Raw genomic sequence first — 16,618 nt, 5'->3', positions numbered from 1 at the left:
GCCCCGCGGCCTGACCCGTCGCGATGCCTTCCGCGCCGGCGCCGTCGCGCTGGTCACGGGCGGTGCGGTCGCGGCGTCCGCCCAGCCCGCCGCGGCCGCCGCCCCGAACCTGCGGGGCGGCCTCGTGCTGCCGGCGGCGACCACGGTGTTCGACGACGACCTGCAGGTGGGCACCACCGCGAACCCGTCGACCCTGCTGGTGAAGTCGTCGCCGGCCGGAGGCGTCAGCGGCGGCCCGACCATCTTCGACTCGACCGGCCGGATCGTGCTGGAGACGTACCAGCCGCACTTCGGCTCGTTCGGGGAGTCCGTCCGGGTGCAGCTCAAGGACGCCCGCGCCAAGGGGATGCTCACGTACCAGGGGAACTGGACGACGCCGCACTACCCGGGCGGCGACTACACGTGGCTGGCGACGCACCCGACCAAGCCGGTGACCATCGCGTGGATCGGCGCGCACTTCCTCAACAACGACGACCCGAGCTCCCTGGAGAAGAACCTCTGGCACGGGCACATCAACTTCGAGGTCCCCGACGCCAAGGGCGCCCTGCGCACCCGGTTCGAGATCAAGCTGGTGGACCCGGTGACCGGCAAGATCGGCACCGACCGCTCGGCCGTCCGCACCAACATGGCCGACTTCGAGCTCCAGGTGGGCGCGGCGGACGAGCAGCTGCGCATCGTCGGGTCGGACAGCCACCCCAAGGACCTCGTGTTCGCCACGGAGGTGGGCGCCAAGCAGCCGCGGTGGACCCTGCGGGCGACGAAGACCGACGCCAACCTCGAGCTCCGCCGTTACAAGGCCGGCAACGCCTACCAGGACTCCCCGCTCGCCCTCGACCGGCAGACCGGGCTCGTCTCGGTCGGCGGCGCGGCGGGCACGTCCGCCGGCCTCAAGGTCACGCAGTCCGGCGGCGTCGGGATCACCGTGACGCCGCTGGCCCCGGGCGGGCAGGGCATCCTCGTCGCCGGCACGGACCCGACCGCCCGGGTGGTCCAGGGCGAGGTCACCGGCGACGCCCAGCGGCGGTTCGTCGCCCTGGTCGACGGCACCCTGCAGTGGGGCACCGGCGCGGCGGACCGCGACACGCTCCTCTACCGCCGGGCCCCCAACCAGCTGGGCACCGACGGCGGGATGTTCCTGCGCAGCAGCGGCACGCCCGACACCGCGCCCACGGGCGGCGTGCTCTTCGTCGCGGACGGCGCCCTCAAGTACCGCGGGTCGGCCGGCACGGTGACCACGCTCGCCGCGGCCTAGGAGAGGATCGGCACATGAACAGCGACGAGAGGGCCTCCCTCGAGGAACGACTGCACCGCCTGGGGATCGCCCAGGACGTGCAGCGGCTCATGGCCGCCGGCATCGGCAAGCTGCCCGTCAAGGACACGACGAAGGACTCGCTGACCTCCCGGAGCGCCACCGCGGTCGTCGTCGTCGGCGAGACGGGCGTCGCGCTCACCAAGGGTGCCGTCGAGGCCGGCAAGGGCGCGGCGACGGCCGGCGCCGACGCGTTCCAGCGCAGCAAGCAGGAGCACGTGTCCGGGCACCCGGTCCCGCCCGTCGACGACGTGACGACGCGGCTCGAGCGACTCAGCCGGCTGCACGCCGACGGTCACCTCGACGACGACGAGTACCGCGACGCCAAGGCCAGGGTCATCGTGGGGAGCTAGCGGGGCTCCTCGTCCTCGGGCCGCACCTCGGTGCCCGTCAGCGGGTCCAGGGCCGTCGCCCCCCGCGGGAGGTTCGACAGGTCGGGGGCGATGACGATGCCGGGCAGGCCGGAGTCGGGCAGGCGGAACACTGGCTCGTCTGCTGCGTTGGCCCCCACGAGCACGAGGTCGTGCGAACCGGCGCGCGGCAGCGTCTGGCCCTTGAAGAAGGCGGGCGCGCGCAGCCGCCAGACCACCATGAGCACCGCACCGATGAGGATCGCGACGACGCCGACCACCGCGACTGCTCCGATCCCGAAGATGGTGACGTTGTCGCCCTTGTCGTCCTGCAGCCAGTCGACCGCCGCGAACGACTGCAGCGCGTACACGAACGCGACCAGCAGGATCAGGCCGCCCAGCGACGGCAGGACGCCCTGCATGAAGAAGTCGCGCGGCTTGTGGTGCAGCGTCCGCCGGTAGAACCAGGAGCACGCGAACCCGGTGAGGCCGTAGTAGAAGGCGATCATCAGGCCGACCGACCCGATCAGCGCGGACAGCAGGCTCGGGCTGATCAGCGTGAAGATCGCGTAGAAGATCATGGACGCCAGGCCCATCGCGATCGTCGAGACGCCCGGGGTCAGGTACTTGGGGTGGATCTTCGCGAACGCCGAGGGAATCGCCTTGTACGCCGCCATCGACAGGGTGGTGCGGGCCGTCGGCAGGATCGTCGTCTGGGTCGACGCGGACGCCGAGGTGAGGATCGACGCGGAGAGCAGCAGGAGCCCGATGTGGCCGAGGGCGGAGTCGCCGAACAGCGCCGGCCCGATCGCCGCGAACACGTCGTCGGCGTTGTCGGGGTTTCCGAGGCCGATGCCCGTGGTGCCCACCCCGGCGAACGCGACTGCGGCGGTCGAGACGAGCACGTACGTGACCAGCAGGAGCAGGGTCGACAGGATCGCCGCCCGGCCCGGCGTCTTGGCCGGGTCGTCGGACTCCTCGTTGATCGAGACGGCCGTGTCCCAGCCCCAGTAGATGAAGACGGCCGTGAGCAGCGCGGGCGCGATGACGTCGGCGATGCTCAGCCCTCCGGGCCAGAACCAGTCCCAGGACGGTATGAGGGAGTACGACTCCCCGTTGCCGGAGTAGACCTTGCCCAGCGCGACCACCGAGAACATGATCAGGACGACGACCTCGATGGCCAGCAGGACGTACTGGATGCGCGCCGAGACCTCGATGCCGCGGTAGCAGATGTAGGTCATGATGGCGATCCACAGCAGGCCGGCGACCGTCGTCCACAGCGTGCTCGACGCGAGGTCGCCGACGGACTCCCAGCCCAGGTCGCCGACGAACGTGAACGAGTACGCGCCCGCGATCTGCGCGAGGTTCGCCATGACGATGACGTCGGCGGCGATGATCCCCCACCCGCCGAGCCAGCCCGTGACCGGCCCGAACGCCCGCGCGGCCCACGTGAAGGTGGTGCCGCAGTCCGGCTCGGCACGGTTCAGCTCCTGGTAGGCGACCGCGATCAGGTACATCGGGACGAACGCGAGCAGGATGATCGCGGGCGCCTTGACGCCCGCGAGGATCGCCCCGCCGCCGGCGACGACGAAGCCGAGGCTCGCGGCGAGGCTGTACGCGGGGGCGGTGGACGCGGTGCCGACGACGACACTCGACAGCAGGCCGAGCGCACCGCCCTTGAGTCCCTTGCCGCTCTCGGGGAACCCGAGGGGTGCGGCGTCGGCGGAGGGAGCAGTCAACGGAACCTCGCAGCGGATGAGGCCCGAGCCCCCGTTGCATCGGGCAGTGACTACCTACCGGATTCGTTGCGTCATGGCGTTGGGGAGCAGATATCGCTCGTCAGTTGCGCGTACAGCCATCGAAACCGTAGACCCGCCGCCGCCGCGCGGGAAGAGTCCCGGGCCGATTCCGTCGGGTCAGCGCTTCGGCCACGTCCACGGCGGTTCCTCCAGCGGGCCGCGGCCCTCGACGGTGGTGGCCGCGCCGGTCTTGGTGAGCCCGACGGTCGTCGCGCCCGCGGCCCGCAGGGCGCGCACGAGGTCGCCCGAGTGGGTGACGACGAGCACCTGCGAGCGCTCGGAGGCCGACGCGACCAGCGCGCCGACGGCCGCCATGAGGCTCGGGTGCAGGCTGGACTCGGGCTCGTTGAGCACCAGGAGGTCCGGCGCGCGGGTGGCCAGGCACGCCGCGGCGAGCAGCAGGTAGGTCAGGGTCCCGTCGGAGAGCTCCGCGGCGGACAACGGTCGTCGCAGGCCCGGCTGGGTCATGGCGACCCGGCACGCACCGTCGTCGTCCTCGTCGACTATCACCCGGGCGCCCGGGAACGCCGCGTCGACAGACGCCTGCAGCGCGTCGTCGTCGCCCATGAGGCCGATGGTCAGCAGGGCGGCGGCGAGGTCGTCGCCGGCGGGCGACAGCACGGGCGTGAACGTCGCGACGCCGGGGCGGCGGGCGGGTGCGTCGACGTCGGTGCGCAGGTGGTCGTAGAACCGCCAGCGCCGGGCCTGCTCGCGCAGCGCGAACAGGTCGGGGGTCGCGGTCGGGTYGGCCAGCACGGCCATCACCGACTCGTGCTGGGCGACCGACAGGGGCGCGTCGCGCCAGGACCCGTCGTCGTCGCGGCTGCGCACCCGCGTGCCGATGCGCTCGGTGAGGACGGTGGACGGCCGCAGCACCGGCCCCGCCCAGACCACCTCGGACTTGATCTCCGGGTCGAGCCGGAACGCACCCATCTGGGGCAGGCCGAGGTCGATCGCGTAGGACAGGTCCTCGGTGGCGACGCCGAGCCGCACGGCCACGGGTCCCTTCGGGCGCGGGCCTGCGTGGATGGCCGAGCGCATGCCTCCCTCGCGGGCCAGGGAGCTGATCGCGCCGTCGCGCACGATGTCCGCCAGCAGGCGCAGCACCCGGTACACGCTGGTCTTGCCGCTGCCGTTCGCGCCGGTCACCACCGTGAGCCGGTCGAGCTCGAGGACGAGCTGGTCCAGGCTCCGGTAGCGCTCGACGGCCAGCGTCCGGATCATGCGGCGACCCTAGCGAGAGCGTGTGTCGGACGCTGGCCGTAGGGTCGCAGGGCATGGAGGTCCTCTCGCGCGCCGACGCCCGCAGGCTCGCGGTGCGCGCGCAGCTGCTGACCGCGGAACGCCCGACGGACGTCCACGACACCGTCCGCCGGCTGACCATGGTCCAGCTGGAGCCCACCAGCGCGATCGCGCCCAGCGCTGACCTGGTCCTCTGGAGCCGCCTGGGGTCCGCGTACGACCCGACCGAGCTCGCGGACGCCCTCGACGAGCTGACCCTGCTCGACTACCGCGGGACCGTCCGGGTCCCGGAGGACATCGCGCTGTTCCGCGCGGAGATGGACGCGTGGCCGGGCACGGGGCCGGACGTCAAGGGCTGGCAGCTGACCAACAGCAGCTGGCTGCACGACAACGAGGGCTGCCGCCAGGAGATCCTCGCGCTGCTGCGCTCCGACGGCCCGCTGACCGCGCGCGAGCTCCCCGACACCTGCGCGCGCCCGTGGCGGTCGAGCGGCTGGAACAACAACCGCAACGTCGTGATGATGCTCGAGGTCATGGTGCACAACGGCGACGTGGCGGTCGCCGGGCGCCGCGGCCGCGACCGGCTCTGGGACCTGGCCGAGCGCATCTACCCGGACGACCCCGGCCCGCCCGTGCAGGAGGCCCTCCGCATCCGGGACGAGCGGCGCCTGCGGGCCCTCGGCATCGCGCGCCCGACCGGCACCGAGCAACCCGTCGAGCCGGTGGCCGTCGGCGAGGCGGGCGTGCCGGCGGTCGTCGAGGGCGTCCGGGGCACGTGGCGGGTCGACCCGGAGCTGCTCGGCGGTCCGTTCGAGGGCCGCGCGGCGCTGCTGTCGCCCTTCGACCGACTGCTGAGCGACCGCAAGCGGATGGCCGAGATCTTCGAGTTCGAGTACGCGCTCGAGATGTTCAAGCCGGTCGCCGGCCGCCGGTGGGGGTACTACGCGCTCCCGATCCTGGTGGGCGACCGGCTGGTCGGGAAGCTCGACGCGGCCGCGGACCCGAAGACCGGCGTGCTGCGCGTGCAGGCGATCCACCGGGACGGGGAGTGGACAGCCGACGAGAGCGCAGCGGTCGACGGCGAGATCGCGGACCTGGCGCGGTGGCTGGAGCTGGACCTGGTGCTGCCCGACTGAGCAGGCCACGATGACAGTCGTGACCAGCGACGAGGCAGGGCAGCACGACCCGCGACCGCTCGTCCCCCCGGCCGACGCGCCCTGGACCTGGCCCGTGTCCCGCACCGGCGACGAGTCGGACCCACCGGTCATCGTCATGCACGAGCTGTTCGGCGTGACCCCGGACTACCTGGCCTTCTGCGAACGGCTCCGCAGGCAGGGGTTCGACGTGTGGATGCCCCAGATCCTCGGGCCGCCACGGCGCGGGTCCCCTCTCGATCGAGCACGCGCGGTCGGCGGGCTCTGCATCTCCCGCGAGATCGACATCCTGTGGAGCGGCCGGACCAGCCCGGTCGTCGGCAAGCTGCGCGCGCTCGCGCGATATGCCTCCCATCTGCACGGAGACGGTGACGTCGGCGTGGTGGGCATGTGCATGAGCGGCGGGTTCGCCCTCGCACTCGCCGCCCACCCGAACGTCGCGGCGGCAGTGGCGGCCGAGCCGGCCATCCCGTTCCGACCGGTGTGCGGCCGCGCGCTCGGCCTCTCCCCGCACGACGTCGGCAGCATCCGCGACCGGATCCGCGCCGACGACGTCGAGATCTACTACACCCGGTTCCGCAACGACCCGCTGAGCCCACGGCCCCGGCTCGCCGAGGCCGTCGAGCAGTTCGGGGACGGTCTCCTGGTCGACGAGCTTCCCGGTGTGCTGTTCCCTGGCAAGGACCACTCGGTCCTGACGGTCGCGCACGAGCAGTACGGAACCGACACCCCGCAGGGGACGCGGCTCGCGGAGACCGCAGAACGGGTCGGCGCGTTCTTGCACCGGCGGCTCGACACTGCGTGACCGGTCAGAGGCCGACCATCCGCATCCCGGCCTCGTTGTAGCGGTTGCCGTGCACGCCGATCCGGTCGGCGGCGGACGCGATCTCGGCGAGGTCGGCGGCCGTCAGCTCGAGGTCGGCGGCGCCGAGGTTCTCCTCGAGCCGGCTGAGCCGCCGCGTGCCGGGGATCGGCACGATCCACGGCTGCTGCGCGAGCAGCCAGGCGAGCGCGACCTGCGCCGGCGTCGCGCCCTTCCGGCCGGCGACCTGCGTGACCAGCTCGACGAGGGCCTGGTTGGCCTGCCGGTTCTCCTCGCTGAACCGCGGGATCGTCGCGCGGATGTCCTTGTCGGTGAACGAGGTCGACACGTCGACCGTGCCCGTGAGGAACCCCTTGCCCAGCGGGCTGAACGGCACGAAGCCGATGCCGAGCTCCGCGAGCACCGGCAGCACCTCGGCCTCGGGGTCGCGGGTCCACAGCGAGTACTCGCTCTGCAGGGCGGTGACGGGCTGCACGGCGTGGGCCCGACGGATCGTGCCGACGCCGGCCTCCGACAGCCCGAAGTGGCGGACCTTCCCGGCGGCGATCAGCTCCTTGACGGCCCCGGCGACGTCCTCGATGGGCACGTCCGGGTTGACGCGGTGCTGGTAGAAGAGGTCGATCACGTCGGTCCCGAGGCGCTGCAGCGAGGCGTCGGCCACCTCCTTGATGTGCTCGGGCCGGCTCGACAGCCCGTGGTGGGAGCCGTCGGCGTGCAGGTCGAACCCGAACTTCGTCGCGATGACCACCTGGTCGCGGACGGGCTCGAGGGCCTCGCCGACGAGCTCCTCGTTGACGAACGGGCCGTACACCTCGGCCGTGTCGAAGAACGTGACCCCGCGGTCGACCGCGCCCCGCAGGACGCCGATCATCTCCTGCCGGTCGCCCGGGTTCGGCCCGTAGCTCTGGCTCATGCCCATGCAGCCGAGGCCGATCGCGGAGACCTCGAGTCCCTGTCCGAGAGTGCGCGTGTCCATTCCTCGACGCTACGTGCGGGTCCGCCGACGAAGGAGGCCCTGTCAGTACCGGGCTCGCGTGCCAGACTCGCGGCGTGAGCGCATTCACGGGCCGCGACGTGCAGTCGGCGATCTACCGGGCCGGGGTGTTCGGCCGCCGGCCCGTCGTCCCCACCGAACCCGCGCGGCTCGCCGCGGCCGCCCGGCGGAGGCTGAGCACCGAGGCGTGGGCGTACGTGGCGGGCAGCGCCGGCCAGCAGCAGACCGCCCGCGCCAACCGGGAGGCGTTCGGCCGCCACCGCCTGGTGCCGCGGATGCTGGTCGACGTCGAGACCCGGGACACCTCGATCGAGCTCTTCGGCCGTCGGCTCCCCGCGCCGCTGCTCTTCGCGCCGATCGGCGTGCTGGAGATGGCGCACCGCGACGCCGACCTCGGGGCCGCCCGGGCCGCCTGGGCACTGGGCCTGCCGATGGTCATCTCGTCGCAGGGCTCGGTCCCGATGGAGGACACCGCCGCGGCGCTCGGCGACTCGCCCCGCTGGTTCCAGCTCTACTGGAGCAAGGACGACGACGTCGTCGACTCGTTCGTCGACCGCGCCGCAGCCGTCGGCAGCGACGCGATCGTCGTCACGCTCGACACCCACGTGCTCGGCTGGCGGACCAAGGACCTCGACCTCGGCTACCTGCCGTTCGCGCGCGGCGAGGGCATCGCGCAGTACACCAGCGACCCGGCCTTCCGCCGCCTCGTGCACGCGCGGGCCACAGCGTCGACGCCGTCGACGGACCGCCCGACGCCCGCCRCCGTCCGCGCTCTGCTGTCGATGGCCCGGCACTACCCCGGCGACCTGCGCGCCAACCTCCGCTCTCCCTTGCCGCGCGCCGCCGTCGAGACGTTCCTCGACGTGTTCTCCCGCTCCTCGCTGACCTGGGACGACCTGGCCCGGCTGCGGGAGCGGACCTCGCTGCCGATCGTGCTCAAGGGGATCCAGCACGCCGACGACGCGCGGCTCGCCCTCGACCACGGGGTCGACGGCATCGTCGTGTCCAACCACGGCGGCCGCCAGGTCGACGGCGCGGTCGGGTCGCTCGACGCGCTGCCCGGCGTGGTCGAGGTGGTCGACGGTCGGGTCCCGGTGCTGTTCGACAGCGGCGTCCGCAGCGGCGCCGACGTGCTCAAGGCGCTCGCGCTCGGCGCCCGCGCCGTGCTCGTCGGCAGACCGTGGGTCTACGGGCTCGCGCTCGCCGGCGCCGACGGTGCGCGCGCCGTGATGGAGCACGTGTGGGCCGAGCTCGACCTGACGATGGCGCTGTGCGGCGTGCGGTCGGTCGACCAGATCAGCCCCGACCTCCTGGTGAGCGCGCCGTGACCGCCGACCCGTCGCCCGTGCTCTCGGTGATGCTGGCGGTCCCCGACGCGGCGGCCGCGGCCCGCTGGTACGGCAGCGCGCTGGGCGCGACGATCCTGTGGGACCTCGGGTCCGTGGTCGGGCTCGACCTCGCAGGCGCGCCGTTCTTCCTCGGCGAGCCGCAGGGCAACCGCTGGGACACCCCCGAGACGCTGGGCAGCCGGACGGTCCGCGTCGAGGTCTTCGTCGACGACCCGGACGCGTTCGTCGCCCGCGCCGTCGCGGCCGGTGCGGACGGCACGTTCGACCAGGTCCGCGACCACCAGATGCCGTGGGGCCCGCACCGGCAGGGCAGCTTCGTCGACCCGTTCGGCCACCTGTGGCTCGTCGGCGACCGCTCGCCGCTGCGCACGCACGTGATGCCCACCACCGCCACCGCCGCGGACGTCGACGCGATCCACGCCCTGCGCCGGTCGCTCGAGGACTGGATGGCCGAGAACGGCACGGTCCAGTGGCCGCGCGGCTCGCTGCCGCGGGGGCGCATCGCCGCACAGGTCGACGCCGGCGAGTGGCACCTGGTCCGCGACGGCTCCGGCCTGGTCGGCACCGTCCGGCTGCTGTGGTCGGACCCCGACTTCTGGGGTGCCGACGACACACCCGCGGTCTACGTGCACGGCCTCATGGTCGATCGACGGCACGCCGGCCGCGGCATCGGCAGGGCCCTGCTCGACTGGGCCGCGGCCCGTGGGAGGGATGCCGGGGTCGGCCTGTTCCGGCTCGACTGCCGGACCACCAACCCGACGGCGCGCGCCTACTACGAGGCCTACGGGTTCACGGCCGTCGGGCAGCGCGACTTCGCCGACTTCTCCTGCACGCTGCTCGAGCTGGCGCTTCCAGGCCGACCGAGCGGCTGAGACGCGGCGGTCGAGTGAATCGGACGCCGCGGGCGCCGGATCCTCAGGTCCCGCTGCGACCATCGCGCCATGGCCGACGACGCGCTCCCGGCCGCCGGCTGGTACGCCGACGGGACGACCGTCGGGGTGCGCCGGTGGTTCGACGGCGTGGGCTGGACCGAGTACACCTCGCCGGAACCTGGGTCGTTCGAGAGCCAGGCGATCGAGAGCCGGTTCATCGGCGCCGCGGTGCCGTCCCGGCTGGGCCTGTCGCTCAGCCCCGAGGACGACGCCGACCGGGAGGCCGCGTTCCTGAGGCACCGCATCGGCGAGGCGTGCCGGGTCCGGCGCGGCGCGATCGGCGCGTTCTGCACGGCCCTCGGGCTCCTCGTGCTGACGGGCGCCGTCAGCCTCGGCCTGGGCGGCCCCGGCGACATCTGGGTCCTCGGGGGGATCGGCGCCGTGTTCCTGGTCGGCCGGGCCTTGCGCAACTACCACCGGGCGGTCTTCCGCGGCGCGCCCCCGCTCTCCGTGGTGGGCTGGCTGCTCGCCGGCGTCGGGCTCGTCGCGGCCCTCGCCCTGTTCATCGCGGTCCCGGTCGAGGCCGCCGGGCAGGCGTCGACGGGGCTCGACGGCCTGGGCGGGCTCAGCGGCCTCGACGGCCTCGGTGGTCTCGGCGGCCTCGGTGGTGTCGGTGGGTAGCGGCCGACGGCCGGGTGGCGTGACCCGGCCGCCGAGCCGCGCCGCTCAGTAGCCGCGCGAGGTGTTCGCCGCGACGGTCGTGCCCTGCAGGGTGCCGATGTACTCGTCGGCCGTCATCGGCTTGGAGAACATCGGGTAGTCGTAGGTGATCGCGTTGTCGTGCTCGGCCTGGGACGTCGCGCCGACGGCGTCGGTGAGCGTGATGACCTCGAAGCCCTTCTCGTACGCCGAGCGCATCGTCGACTCCACGCAGCAGTTGGTGAGGAAGCCGGCCAGCACCACGGTCGTGATGCCCTTGGACCGCAGGATGAAGTCGAGGTTCGTCGACCCGAACGCGTCCAGGCCGCGCTTGCCCTCGATGACGATGTCGCCCTCGACGGGGGCCACGTCCTCGACGATCGCCGCGCCCCAGGAGCCCTTGACGAAGGCGTTCGAGTCCACGACGCCCTTGAGGATCCCGTAGGGGTGAGCCGTGATCTCGCCGTACCCGGCCTGGAACGAGATGGGGCTGTGGATCACGGTGGCGCCGGCGGCGCGCGTGGCCTCGAGGGCCTTCTGGGCGTTCGCCAGCATGCCGGTGCTCTCCATCACGGGCTGTACCGCGCCGTGCAGGACCCCACCCTCGCTGGTGAAGTCGTTCTGGAACTCGATCAGCACGAGTGCCGTGGTCTCCGGGTTCATCTCTGCTCCATTGCTCGATGTGTGCGGAACTGGGCACGCACCCGAGGCTCGCGGGTGCGGTCGGGGCTAGCCTGCGCCTGCGCGCTGAGCCGGACAACCTCGGGATCAGGACGCGACCGTCGACCGTGCCCGCTCGAGGTGACGGCGGACCGCTCGGGGGCCCGACACGTTCAGCACCAGCGACGCCATGGCCAGCGGGACGCTGAAGACGAGCGCGCCGACGTCGTGGCCGCTCGACACCGCGACGACGAGCCCCAGCATCGCGGGCAGCGTGGCGAACGAGATGCCGATCCACACCACGGTGCGGACGACCCCGGGGACCTGCTCCGGCGCCAGGCCCTGTCGCGCCGCGAACCGGAGCCGGTTGGGGATCATCAGAGCGGGGACGAACCAGGCCGCGAGCCCGAGCCCGGCGCCGATGAGCAGCCCCGTCGGGGTCACGGTCGGGTCCGGGACGAGGACCAGGGCGCCGAGCAGGCCGACCAGCAGCAACGCACCGCAGTACGCGAATGTGATCGGCGTGAGGGATCTGACCAGCTCGTCGTCGGAGACTGGCGGCGGGGTCTGCGGCAGGGTCACGGGGAGAAGGTCGCGGTCCGTCCTCAGAACCCCGCGGACAGCACCACCGAGAGCGGCACGTTGATCCCGCCGGGAGGCAGCGGCGCCCACGGCGGCTGCTCGTACCGGACGACGGTGGGCCGCTCGGGATCGACCAGGTAGCCGGTCCACGTGGCGCCGTCCCAGTACCGCAGGCGAGAGGGCTGGATCGGGTCCGGGTACCAGCTGGCCGGTGTGGTGGGCACGACCCCAACGTACAGCGCCGAGCAGGGCGACGGCAGCGGCGCCCCGATGCGTCAGTCCGTCGCCGCGCGGGAGGGGGGAGCCGAGCCGATCGACGGCGGCTCGGCCAGGGTCGTCGCGGCCCAGGACGCGAGGAGCTTCAGGCCGTCCGCCGACGGTGAGCCCGGGACGGCCGAGTACACGTTGAGCTGCAGCCCGGGGTCGGCGGGCAGGACGAGGGCCTCGTAGTCCAGCTCGAGCAGGCCGACCGCCGGGTGGTGGAACGTCTTGGTCCCGGAGCGGTGGTAACGGACGTCGTGCGAGGCCCACAGCCGGCGGAAGTCCTCGCTGTGGGTGGACAGCTCCCCGACCAGGTCGGTCAGGCGCCTGTCGTACGGGTTGCGTCCGGCCTCGGCGCGCAGGATCGCGACGGCGTCGTGCGCCATGCGGTCGGCCTTCTCGCCCCAGAACGCTCGCGCGGCGGCGGGGTCGAGGAACTGGAAGCGGGCCGTGTTGACCGGCCTGCCGCTCCCCCGCTGCAGCGAGTCGTAGAGGGGCGAGTAGAGCGCGCGGCCCAGCAGGTTGGCGCCGAGCACGTCGAGGCGGCCGTTGCGCACGAACGCGGGAGCGCCGTCGAGGGCGTCGATGATGCGCTGGACGACGGGACGCAGCACGGGCGTCGACGCATTGCGGGCCCRGGACCGCGCCGCCCCCGAGGCGTTCGCGGCGCGGGACAGGTCGAACAGGTGGCCGCGCTCGGCCTCGTCGAGCTGCAGCGCCTCCGCCAGGGCCTCGAGGACCTCCTCGGAGACGCCCGACAGGTTCCCCCGCTCCATGCGCGTGTAGTAGTCGATGCTCACCCCCGCCAGCATCGCGACCTCCTCGCGACGCAGCCCCGGCACGCGCCGGTTGCCGCCGTACGCCGCCAGACCGGCACGATCCGGCGTGATGCGGCCGCGGCGCGTCATGAGGAACTCGCGGGTCTCGGCGCTCAGGTCCATACCGTCGACCGTACGTTCCGGTGCCCGCTGCGGGGAGGTACTGGCGTTACCGGGTAACGACAGACCCTCCCAGGGGGCCCGACCCGTTCGTACGGTGAACGTCATGACGACCGTCCCCACCCTGACCCTGAACAACGGCGTGACGATGCCCGCCCTCGGCTTCGGCGTCTTCCAGACCCCGCCCGCCGAGACCGTCGCGGCCGTCCGCACCGCCCTGGAGGTCGGCTACCGGCACATCGACACCGCCGCCGCGTACGGGAACGAGCGCGAGGTCGGCCAGGCGATCCGTGAGTCCGGCGTGGCCCGCGACGACGTGTTCGTCGAGACCAAGGTCTGGATCAGCGACTACGGGTACGACGCCACGCTGCACGCGTTCGACAAGTCCGCCGCCAAGCTCGGGGTGGACACGATCGACCTGCTGATCCTGCACCAGGCCCTGCCCGGCCGGTTCGACCTCACGATCGACGCCTACCGCGCGCTGGAGAGGCTGCTGGCCGACCGCAAGGTCGCGGCCATCGGGGTCTCCAACTTCATGCCCGACCACCTCGCCCGGCTGCTCGAGGCCACCGCCGTGGTCCCGGCCGTGAACCAGGTCGAGGTCCACCCCTACTTCCGTCAGCCCGGCGTCCTGGCCGCCGACGCCGAGCACGGCATCGTGACGCAGGCCTGGTCACCCATCGGCGGCATCACGTTCTACCGCGACGCCGGCCACACCTCCACGCTCGAGGACCCGGCCATCGCCGGGATCGCGGCGGCCCACGGCAGGACACCGGCGCAGGTGATGCTCGCCTGGCACCTGCAGCAGGGCCGCTCCGCCATCCCGAAGTCGGTGACCCCCGCCCGCATCGCCGAGAACTTCGCCGTCGCCGACATCGAGCTCACGGTCGACGAGCTCGCGGCCATCGACGCGCTGGACACGGGGCGTCGCGGAGGACCCACGCCGGAGGCCGTGACCCTCGAGGCCTTCGGTCGCGACATCCCCGAGGCCTGACCCAGCCACAGCAAGGAGCTCCCCCATGCAGTACCGCCCGCTCGGACGCACCGGCGTCCAGGTCAGCCCGCTGTGCCTCGGCGCGATGATGTTCGGCCCCTGGGGCAACGACGACCGCACCGACACGACGCGGATCATCCATCGCGCGCTCGACGCCGGGATCAACGTCGTGGACACGGCCGACGTGTACTCCGCCGGGGTGTCCGAGCAGATCGTCGGCCAGGCGCTGACCGGCCGCCGCGACGACGTCTTCCTGGCGACCAAGTTCTTCATGCCCATGGGCGACGGCCCGAACCAGGGCGGAGGGTCACGCCAGTGGATCATCCGCGCCGTCGAGGACTCGCTCCGCCGCCTGGGCACCGACCACATCGACCTCTACCAGGTGCACCGACCCAGCCCGGACACCGACGTCGCCGAGACGCTCGGGGCCCTGAGCGACCTGGTCCACCAGGGCAAGGTCCGCTACATCGGGTCCTCGTCGTACTCCGGGTCGCAGATCGTCGAGGCCCAGGCCGTCTCGCGCGACCGGCACCTGGAGCGGTTCGTCACCGAGCAGCCCCCGTACTCGATCCTCGTGCGCGGCATCGAGGAGGACGTCCTGCCCACCACCCGGCGCCACGGCATGGGCACGCTCACCTACAGCCCGCTGGCGGGCGGCTGGCTCTCGGGCCGCTGGCGCAAGGACTCCGCGGGTGCGCCGACCTCGTCGGCCCGCCCGAGCGCGCGGTTCGACATGACCAGCCCCGCCAACCAGCGCAAGCTCGACGCCGTCGAGGACCTCGCCCTGCTCGCCGAGGAGGCCGGGCTCAGCCTGATCGAGCTGGCGATCGCGTTCGTCGTCAACCACCCCGGCGTGACCTCGGCGATCGTGGGCCCGCGCACGATGGAGCAGCTCGAGTCCTACCTGCCCGCCGCCGAGCTCACCCTGAGCCCCGACGTGCTCGACCGCATCGACCAGATCGTCGCGCCGGGCGTCACCATGAACCCGGACGACAACAGCTACGGCGCCCACGAGCTCACCGCCGCCGCCCGGCGCCGCTGATCGCTGCCTCTCTCGACGCCGCGACGTCATTGCACCAGTCGTAGGCCCGCGAGCAGACTGAGGTGCGCCCGGGACGTCGAGACCCGGGGAAGGGCGGCCGAGGATGGCCGATCTGCAGAGCGGGACCGTCAGCCAGGCGGAGCACGATCTCCTGAGGCGCGCCTACGACGACGCCACCGACCAGTTCGCGGCCGCGAACGCCGTCCTCACCGCGCTGGGATCGGCCGCCGACCCCGACGCCGTGCTCGACACGATCGTGCACACCGCGCGGCGCCTGTGCCGGGCCCAGACCGTGCTGGTCTACCTCATCGACGGCGACCGGTTCACGCTCGCGTCGTCCGTGGGCCTGACCGACGAGCTGCGGCACTACTGGCGCGAGCACCCGATCCGGGTGGACGGCGACACGATCGTGGGGCGAGCCGCGACGGGCCGGAAGGTCCAGCAGATCTCCGACGTCCTCGTCGACCCCGCCTATCGCCGGCGCGACCTCCAGGAGATGGTCGGGTTCCGCACCGTGGTGGCGGCCCCGATGATGCTGGACGACGAGGTGGTGGGCGCCCTGTCGCTCCTGCGCAGCGAGGTGGAGCCGTTCGACCCGGGTGCGGTCACCCTCCTCGAGGCGTTCGCCGCGCAGGCCGCGATCGTGGTGCGGCACGTGGACCTGCTCGCGGCGCTCGACGCCCGCGGGGCCGAGCTCGCGCGGCGCGTCGACCAGCTCGAGGCGCTGAGCTCGGTCGGCGGGATCGTCAGCTCCAGCCTCGTCCTCGACGAGGTCCTGGCCACCATCATCAAGAACGCCGTGCGCTTCTCGGGCTGCGACGGCGGCTCGATGATGGAGTACCTCGAGGAGGACCAGCTGTTCTCCGTCCGCAGCGCGTACGCGAGCAGCCCCGAGCTCCTGGCCGCGCTCCGCTCGGTGCCGATCGAGCTCCACGCCACGCTGGTCGGGCGTGCCGCGCTCGAGCGCCACCCGGTGGCCGTGCCCGACCTGGACGAGGTCGACCTCGACCCCCACCTGGCGGTGCTGCACGCCGACGGCTGGCGCTCGGTGCTCGCGGTCCCCGTGCTGCGCGGGGAACGGATCGTCGGCGCGCTCGTCGTGCGCCGCCGCTCGCCCGGGGCGTTCCCGCAGGAGACCATCGACTTCCTGGAGACGTTCGCCAGCCAGTCGGCCCTCGCCGTGACCAACGCCCGGCTGTTCCGCGAGCTCGAGGTCAAGACGGCCGAGCTCGAGGTGGTGAGCCAGCACAAATCGGACTTCCTGGCGAGCATGTCCCACGAGCTCCGCACGCCCCTCAACGCCGTGATCGGGTTCTCGGAGGTCCTCCTCGAGAGGCTCTTCGGCGACATCAACGAGCGCCAGGAGGAGTACCTGCACGACATCCTCAGCTCGGGACAGCACCTGCTCGAGCTGCTGAACGAGATCCTCGACCTCTCGAAGGTGGAGGCCGGGCGCATGGAGCTCGAGCCGTCCACGTTCTCGGTGTCCGCCGCCGTCGACTACGGCGTCGCGACGGTCCGCGGACGCGCGAACGACCACGGCATCACGC

At 72.7% G+C, this 16,618-nt stretch carries 17 protein-coding genes; 10 read left to right on the top strand and 7 right to left on the bottom strand.

Annotated features, from left to right (window positions below; translation table 11 throughout):
* Together ACXJKG_RS11125 and ACXJKG_RS11120 are read left to right on the top strand one after the other, a co-directional pair.
* Window positions 1-1,252 (top strand): hypothetical protein (locus tag ACXJKG_RS11125; protein ID WP_456845823.1); only part of this gene is annotated, 1,252 nt, incomplete at its 5' end.
* A gap of 14 nt (window positions 1,253-1,266) precedes the next feature.
* The gene (locus ACXJKG_RS11120) at window positions 1,267-1,662 is read left to right on the top strand and encodes a hypothetical protein (RefSeq protein ID WP_456845822.1); all 396 of its coding nucleotides are present in this window, start codon (window positions 1,267-1,269) and stop codon (window positions 1,660-1,662) included.
* On the opposite strand, the gene ACXJKG_RS11115 is transcribed toward ACXJKG_RS11120, so the two are convergent.
* On the bottom strand, window positions 1,659-3,398 hold the full coding sequence (locus ACXJKG_RS11115) for an APC family permease (protein ID WP_456845821.1): 1,740 nt from the start codon (window positions 3,396-3,398) through the stop codon (window positions 1,659-1,661). The two genes, ACXJKG_RS11120 and ACXJKG_RS11115, sit on opposite strands and share 4 nt — an antisense overlap.
* Before the next feature lie 177 nt (window positions 3,399-3,575).
* A complete protein-coding gene (locus tag ACXJKG_RS11110) occupies window positions 3,576-4,682 on the bottom strand; it encodes an AAA family ATPase (RefSeq protein ID WP_456845820.1) in 1,107 nt (368 codons plus the stop codon).
* 53 nt (window positions 4,683-4,735) lie between these two features.
* On the opposite strand from ACXJKG_RS11110, the gene ACXJKG_RS11105 reads away from it, so the two are divergent.
* Together ACXJKG_RS11105 and ACXJKG_RS11100 are read left to right on the top strand one after the other, a co-directional pair.
* Window positions 4,736-5,836 (top strand): DNA glycosylase AlkZ-like family protein, encoded by a 1,101-nt coding sequence (locus ACXJKG_RS11105; RefSeq protein WP_456845819.1) that lies wholly within the window; start codon window positions 4,736-4,738, stop codon window positions 5,834-5,836.
* 19 nt (window positions 5,837-5,855) lie between these two features.
* Window positions 5,856-6,659: a dienelactone hydrolase family protein gene (locus ACXJKG_RS11100; protein ID WP_456845818.1), complete on the top strand. Its 804-nt coding sequence runs from the start codon at window positions 5,856-5,858 to the stop codon at window positions 6,657-6,659.
* Between the two features lie 4 nt (window positions 6,660-6,663).
* On the opposite strand, the gene ACXJKG_RS11095 is transcribed toward ACXJKG_RS11100, so the two are convergent.
* Complete coding sequence (locus tag ACXJKG_RS11095) at window positions 6,664-7,653, bottom strand: aldo/keto reductase (protein WP_456845817.1); 990 nt, start codon at window positions 7,651-7,653, stop codon at window positions 6,664-6,666.
* Between the two features lie 74 nt (window positions 7,654-7,727).
* On the opposite strand from ACXJKG_RS11095, the gene ACXJKG_RS11090 reads away from it, so the two are divergent.
* The 3 genes from ACXJKG_RS11090 to ACXJKG_RS11080 all read left to right on the top strand — a co-directional run bounded on the left by ACXJKG_RS11090 (window position 7,728) and on the right by ACXJKG_RS11080 (window position 10,573).
* Complete coding sequence (locus ACXJKG_RS11090) at window positions 7,728-8,999, top strand: alpha-hydroxy-acid oxidizing protein (protein ID WP_456845816.1); 1,272 nt, start codon at window positions 7,728-7,730, stop codon at window positions 8,997-8,999.
* Window positions 8,996-9,892: a GNAT family N-acetyltransferase gene (locus tag ACXJKG_RS11085; RefSeq protein WP_456845815.1), complete on the top strand. Its 897-nt coding sequence runs from the start codon at window positions 8,996-8,998 to the stop codon at window positions 9,890-9,892. The genes ACXJKG_RS11090 and ACXJKG_RS11085 overlap by 4 nt, the downstream gene beginning before the upstream one ends.
* Window positions 9,893-9,961: 69 nt before the next feature.
* Window positions 9,962-10,573, top strand: coding sequence for a DUF2510 domain-containing protein (locus tag ACXJKG_RS11080; protein ID WP_456845814.1), 612 nt, complete (start codon window positions 9,962-9,964; stop codon window positions 10,571-10,573).
* A gap of 45 nt (window positions 10,574-10,618) precedes the next feature.
* Here the strand turns inward: ACXJKG_RS11080 and ACXJKG_RS11075 are convergent, their stop codons facing one another.
* The 4 genes from ACXJKG_RS11075 to ACXJKG_RS11060 form a co-directional block, all read right to left on the bottom strand.
* Complete coding sequence (locus tag ACXJKG_RS11075) at window positions 10,619-11,254, bottom strand: cysteine hydrolase (RefSeq protein ID WP_456845813.1); 636 nt, start codon at window positions 11,252-11,254, stop codon at window positions 10,619-10,621.
* 105 nt (window positions 11,255-11,359) lie between these two features.
* Window positions 11,360-11,833, bottom strand: coding sequence for a hypothetical protein (locus tag ACXJKG_RS11070; protein WP_456845812.1), 474 nt, complete (start codon window positions 11,831-11,833; stop codon window positions 11,360-11,362).
* A gap of 23 nt (window positions 11,834-11,856) precedes the next feature.
* Window positions 11,857-12,057 carry a DUF2510 domain-containing protein gene (locus tag ACXJKG_RS11065; RefSeq protein WP_456845811.1) on the bottom strand — a complete coding sequence of 67 codons (201 nt, stop codon included), beginning with the start codon at window positions 12,055-12,057 and terminating at the stop codon, window positions 11,857-11,859.
* Between the two features lie 51 nt (window positions 12,058-12,108).
* A complete protein-coding gene (locus ACXJKG_RS11060; protein WP_456845810.1) occupies window positions 12,109-13,035 on the bottom strand; it encodes a helix-turn-helix transcriptional regulator in 927 nt (308 codons plus the stop codon).
* Window positions 13,036-13,138: 103 nt separating this feature from the next.
* On the opposite strand from ACXJKG_RS11060, the gene ACXJKG_RS11055 reads away from it, so the two are divergent.
* The 3 genes from ACXJKG_RS11055 to ACXJKG_RS11045 all read left to right on the top strand — a co-directional run.
* A complete protein-coding gene (locus tag ACXJKG_RS11055) occupies window positions 13,139-14,026 on the top strand; it encodes an aldo/keto reductase (protein WP_456845809.1) in 888 nt (295 codons plus the stop codon).
* A 25-nt stretch (window positions 14,027-14,051) separates the two neighbouring features.
* The gene (locus ACXJKG_RS11050; protein ID WP_456845808.1) at window positions 14,052-15,068 is read left to right on the top strand and encodes an aldo/keto reductase; all 1,017 of its coding nucleotides are present in this window, start codon (window positions 14,052-14,054) and stop codon (window positions 15,066-15,068) included.
* A 103-nt stretch (window positions 15,069-15,171) separates the two neighbouring features.
* Window positions 15,172-16,618: GAF domain-containing sensor histidine kinase (locus ACXJKG_RS11045; protein WP_456845807.1), on the top strand; the 1,447-nt coding region annotated here is incomplete at its 3' end.

Source organism: Cellulomonas sp. P5_C6, assembly GCF_054049635.1.
The sequence above is the reverse complement of the archived record's forward strand: the minus strand, read 5'-3'. Positions and strand labels throughout refer to the sequence as shown.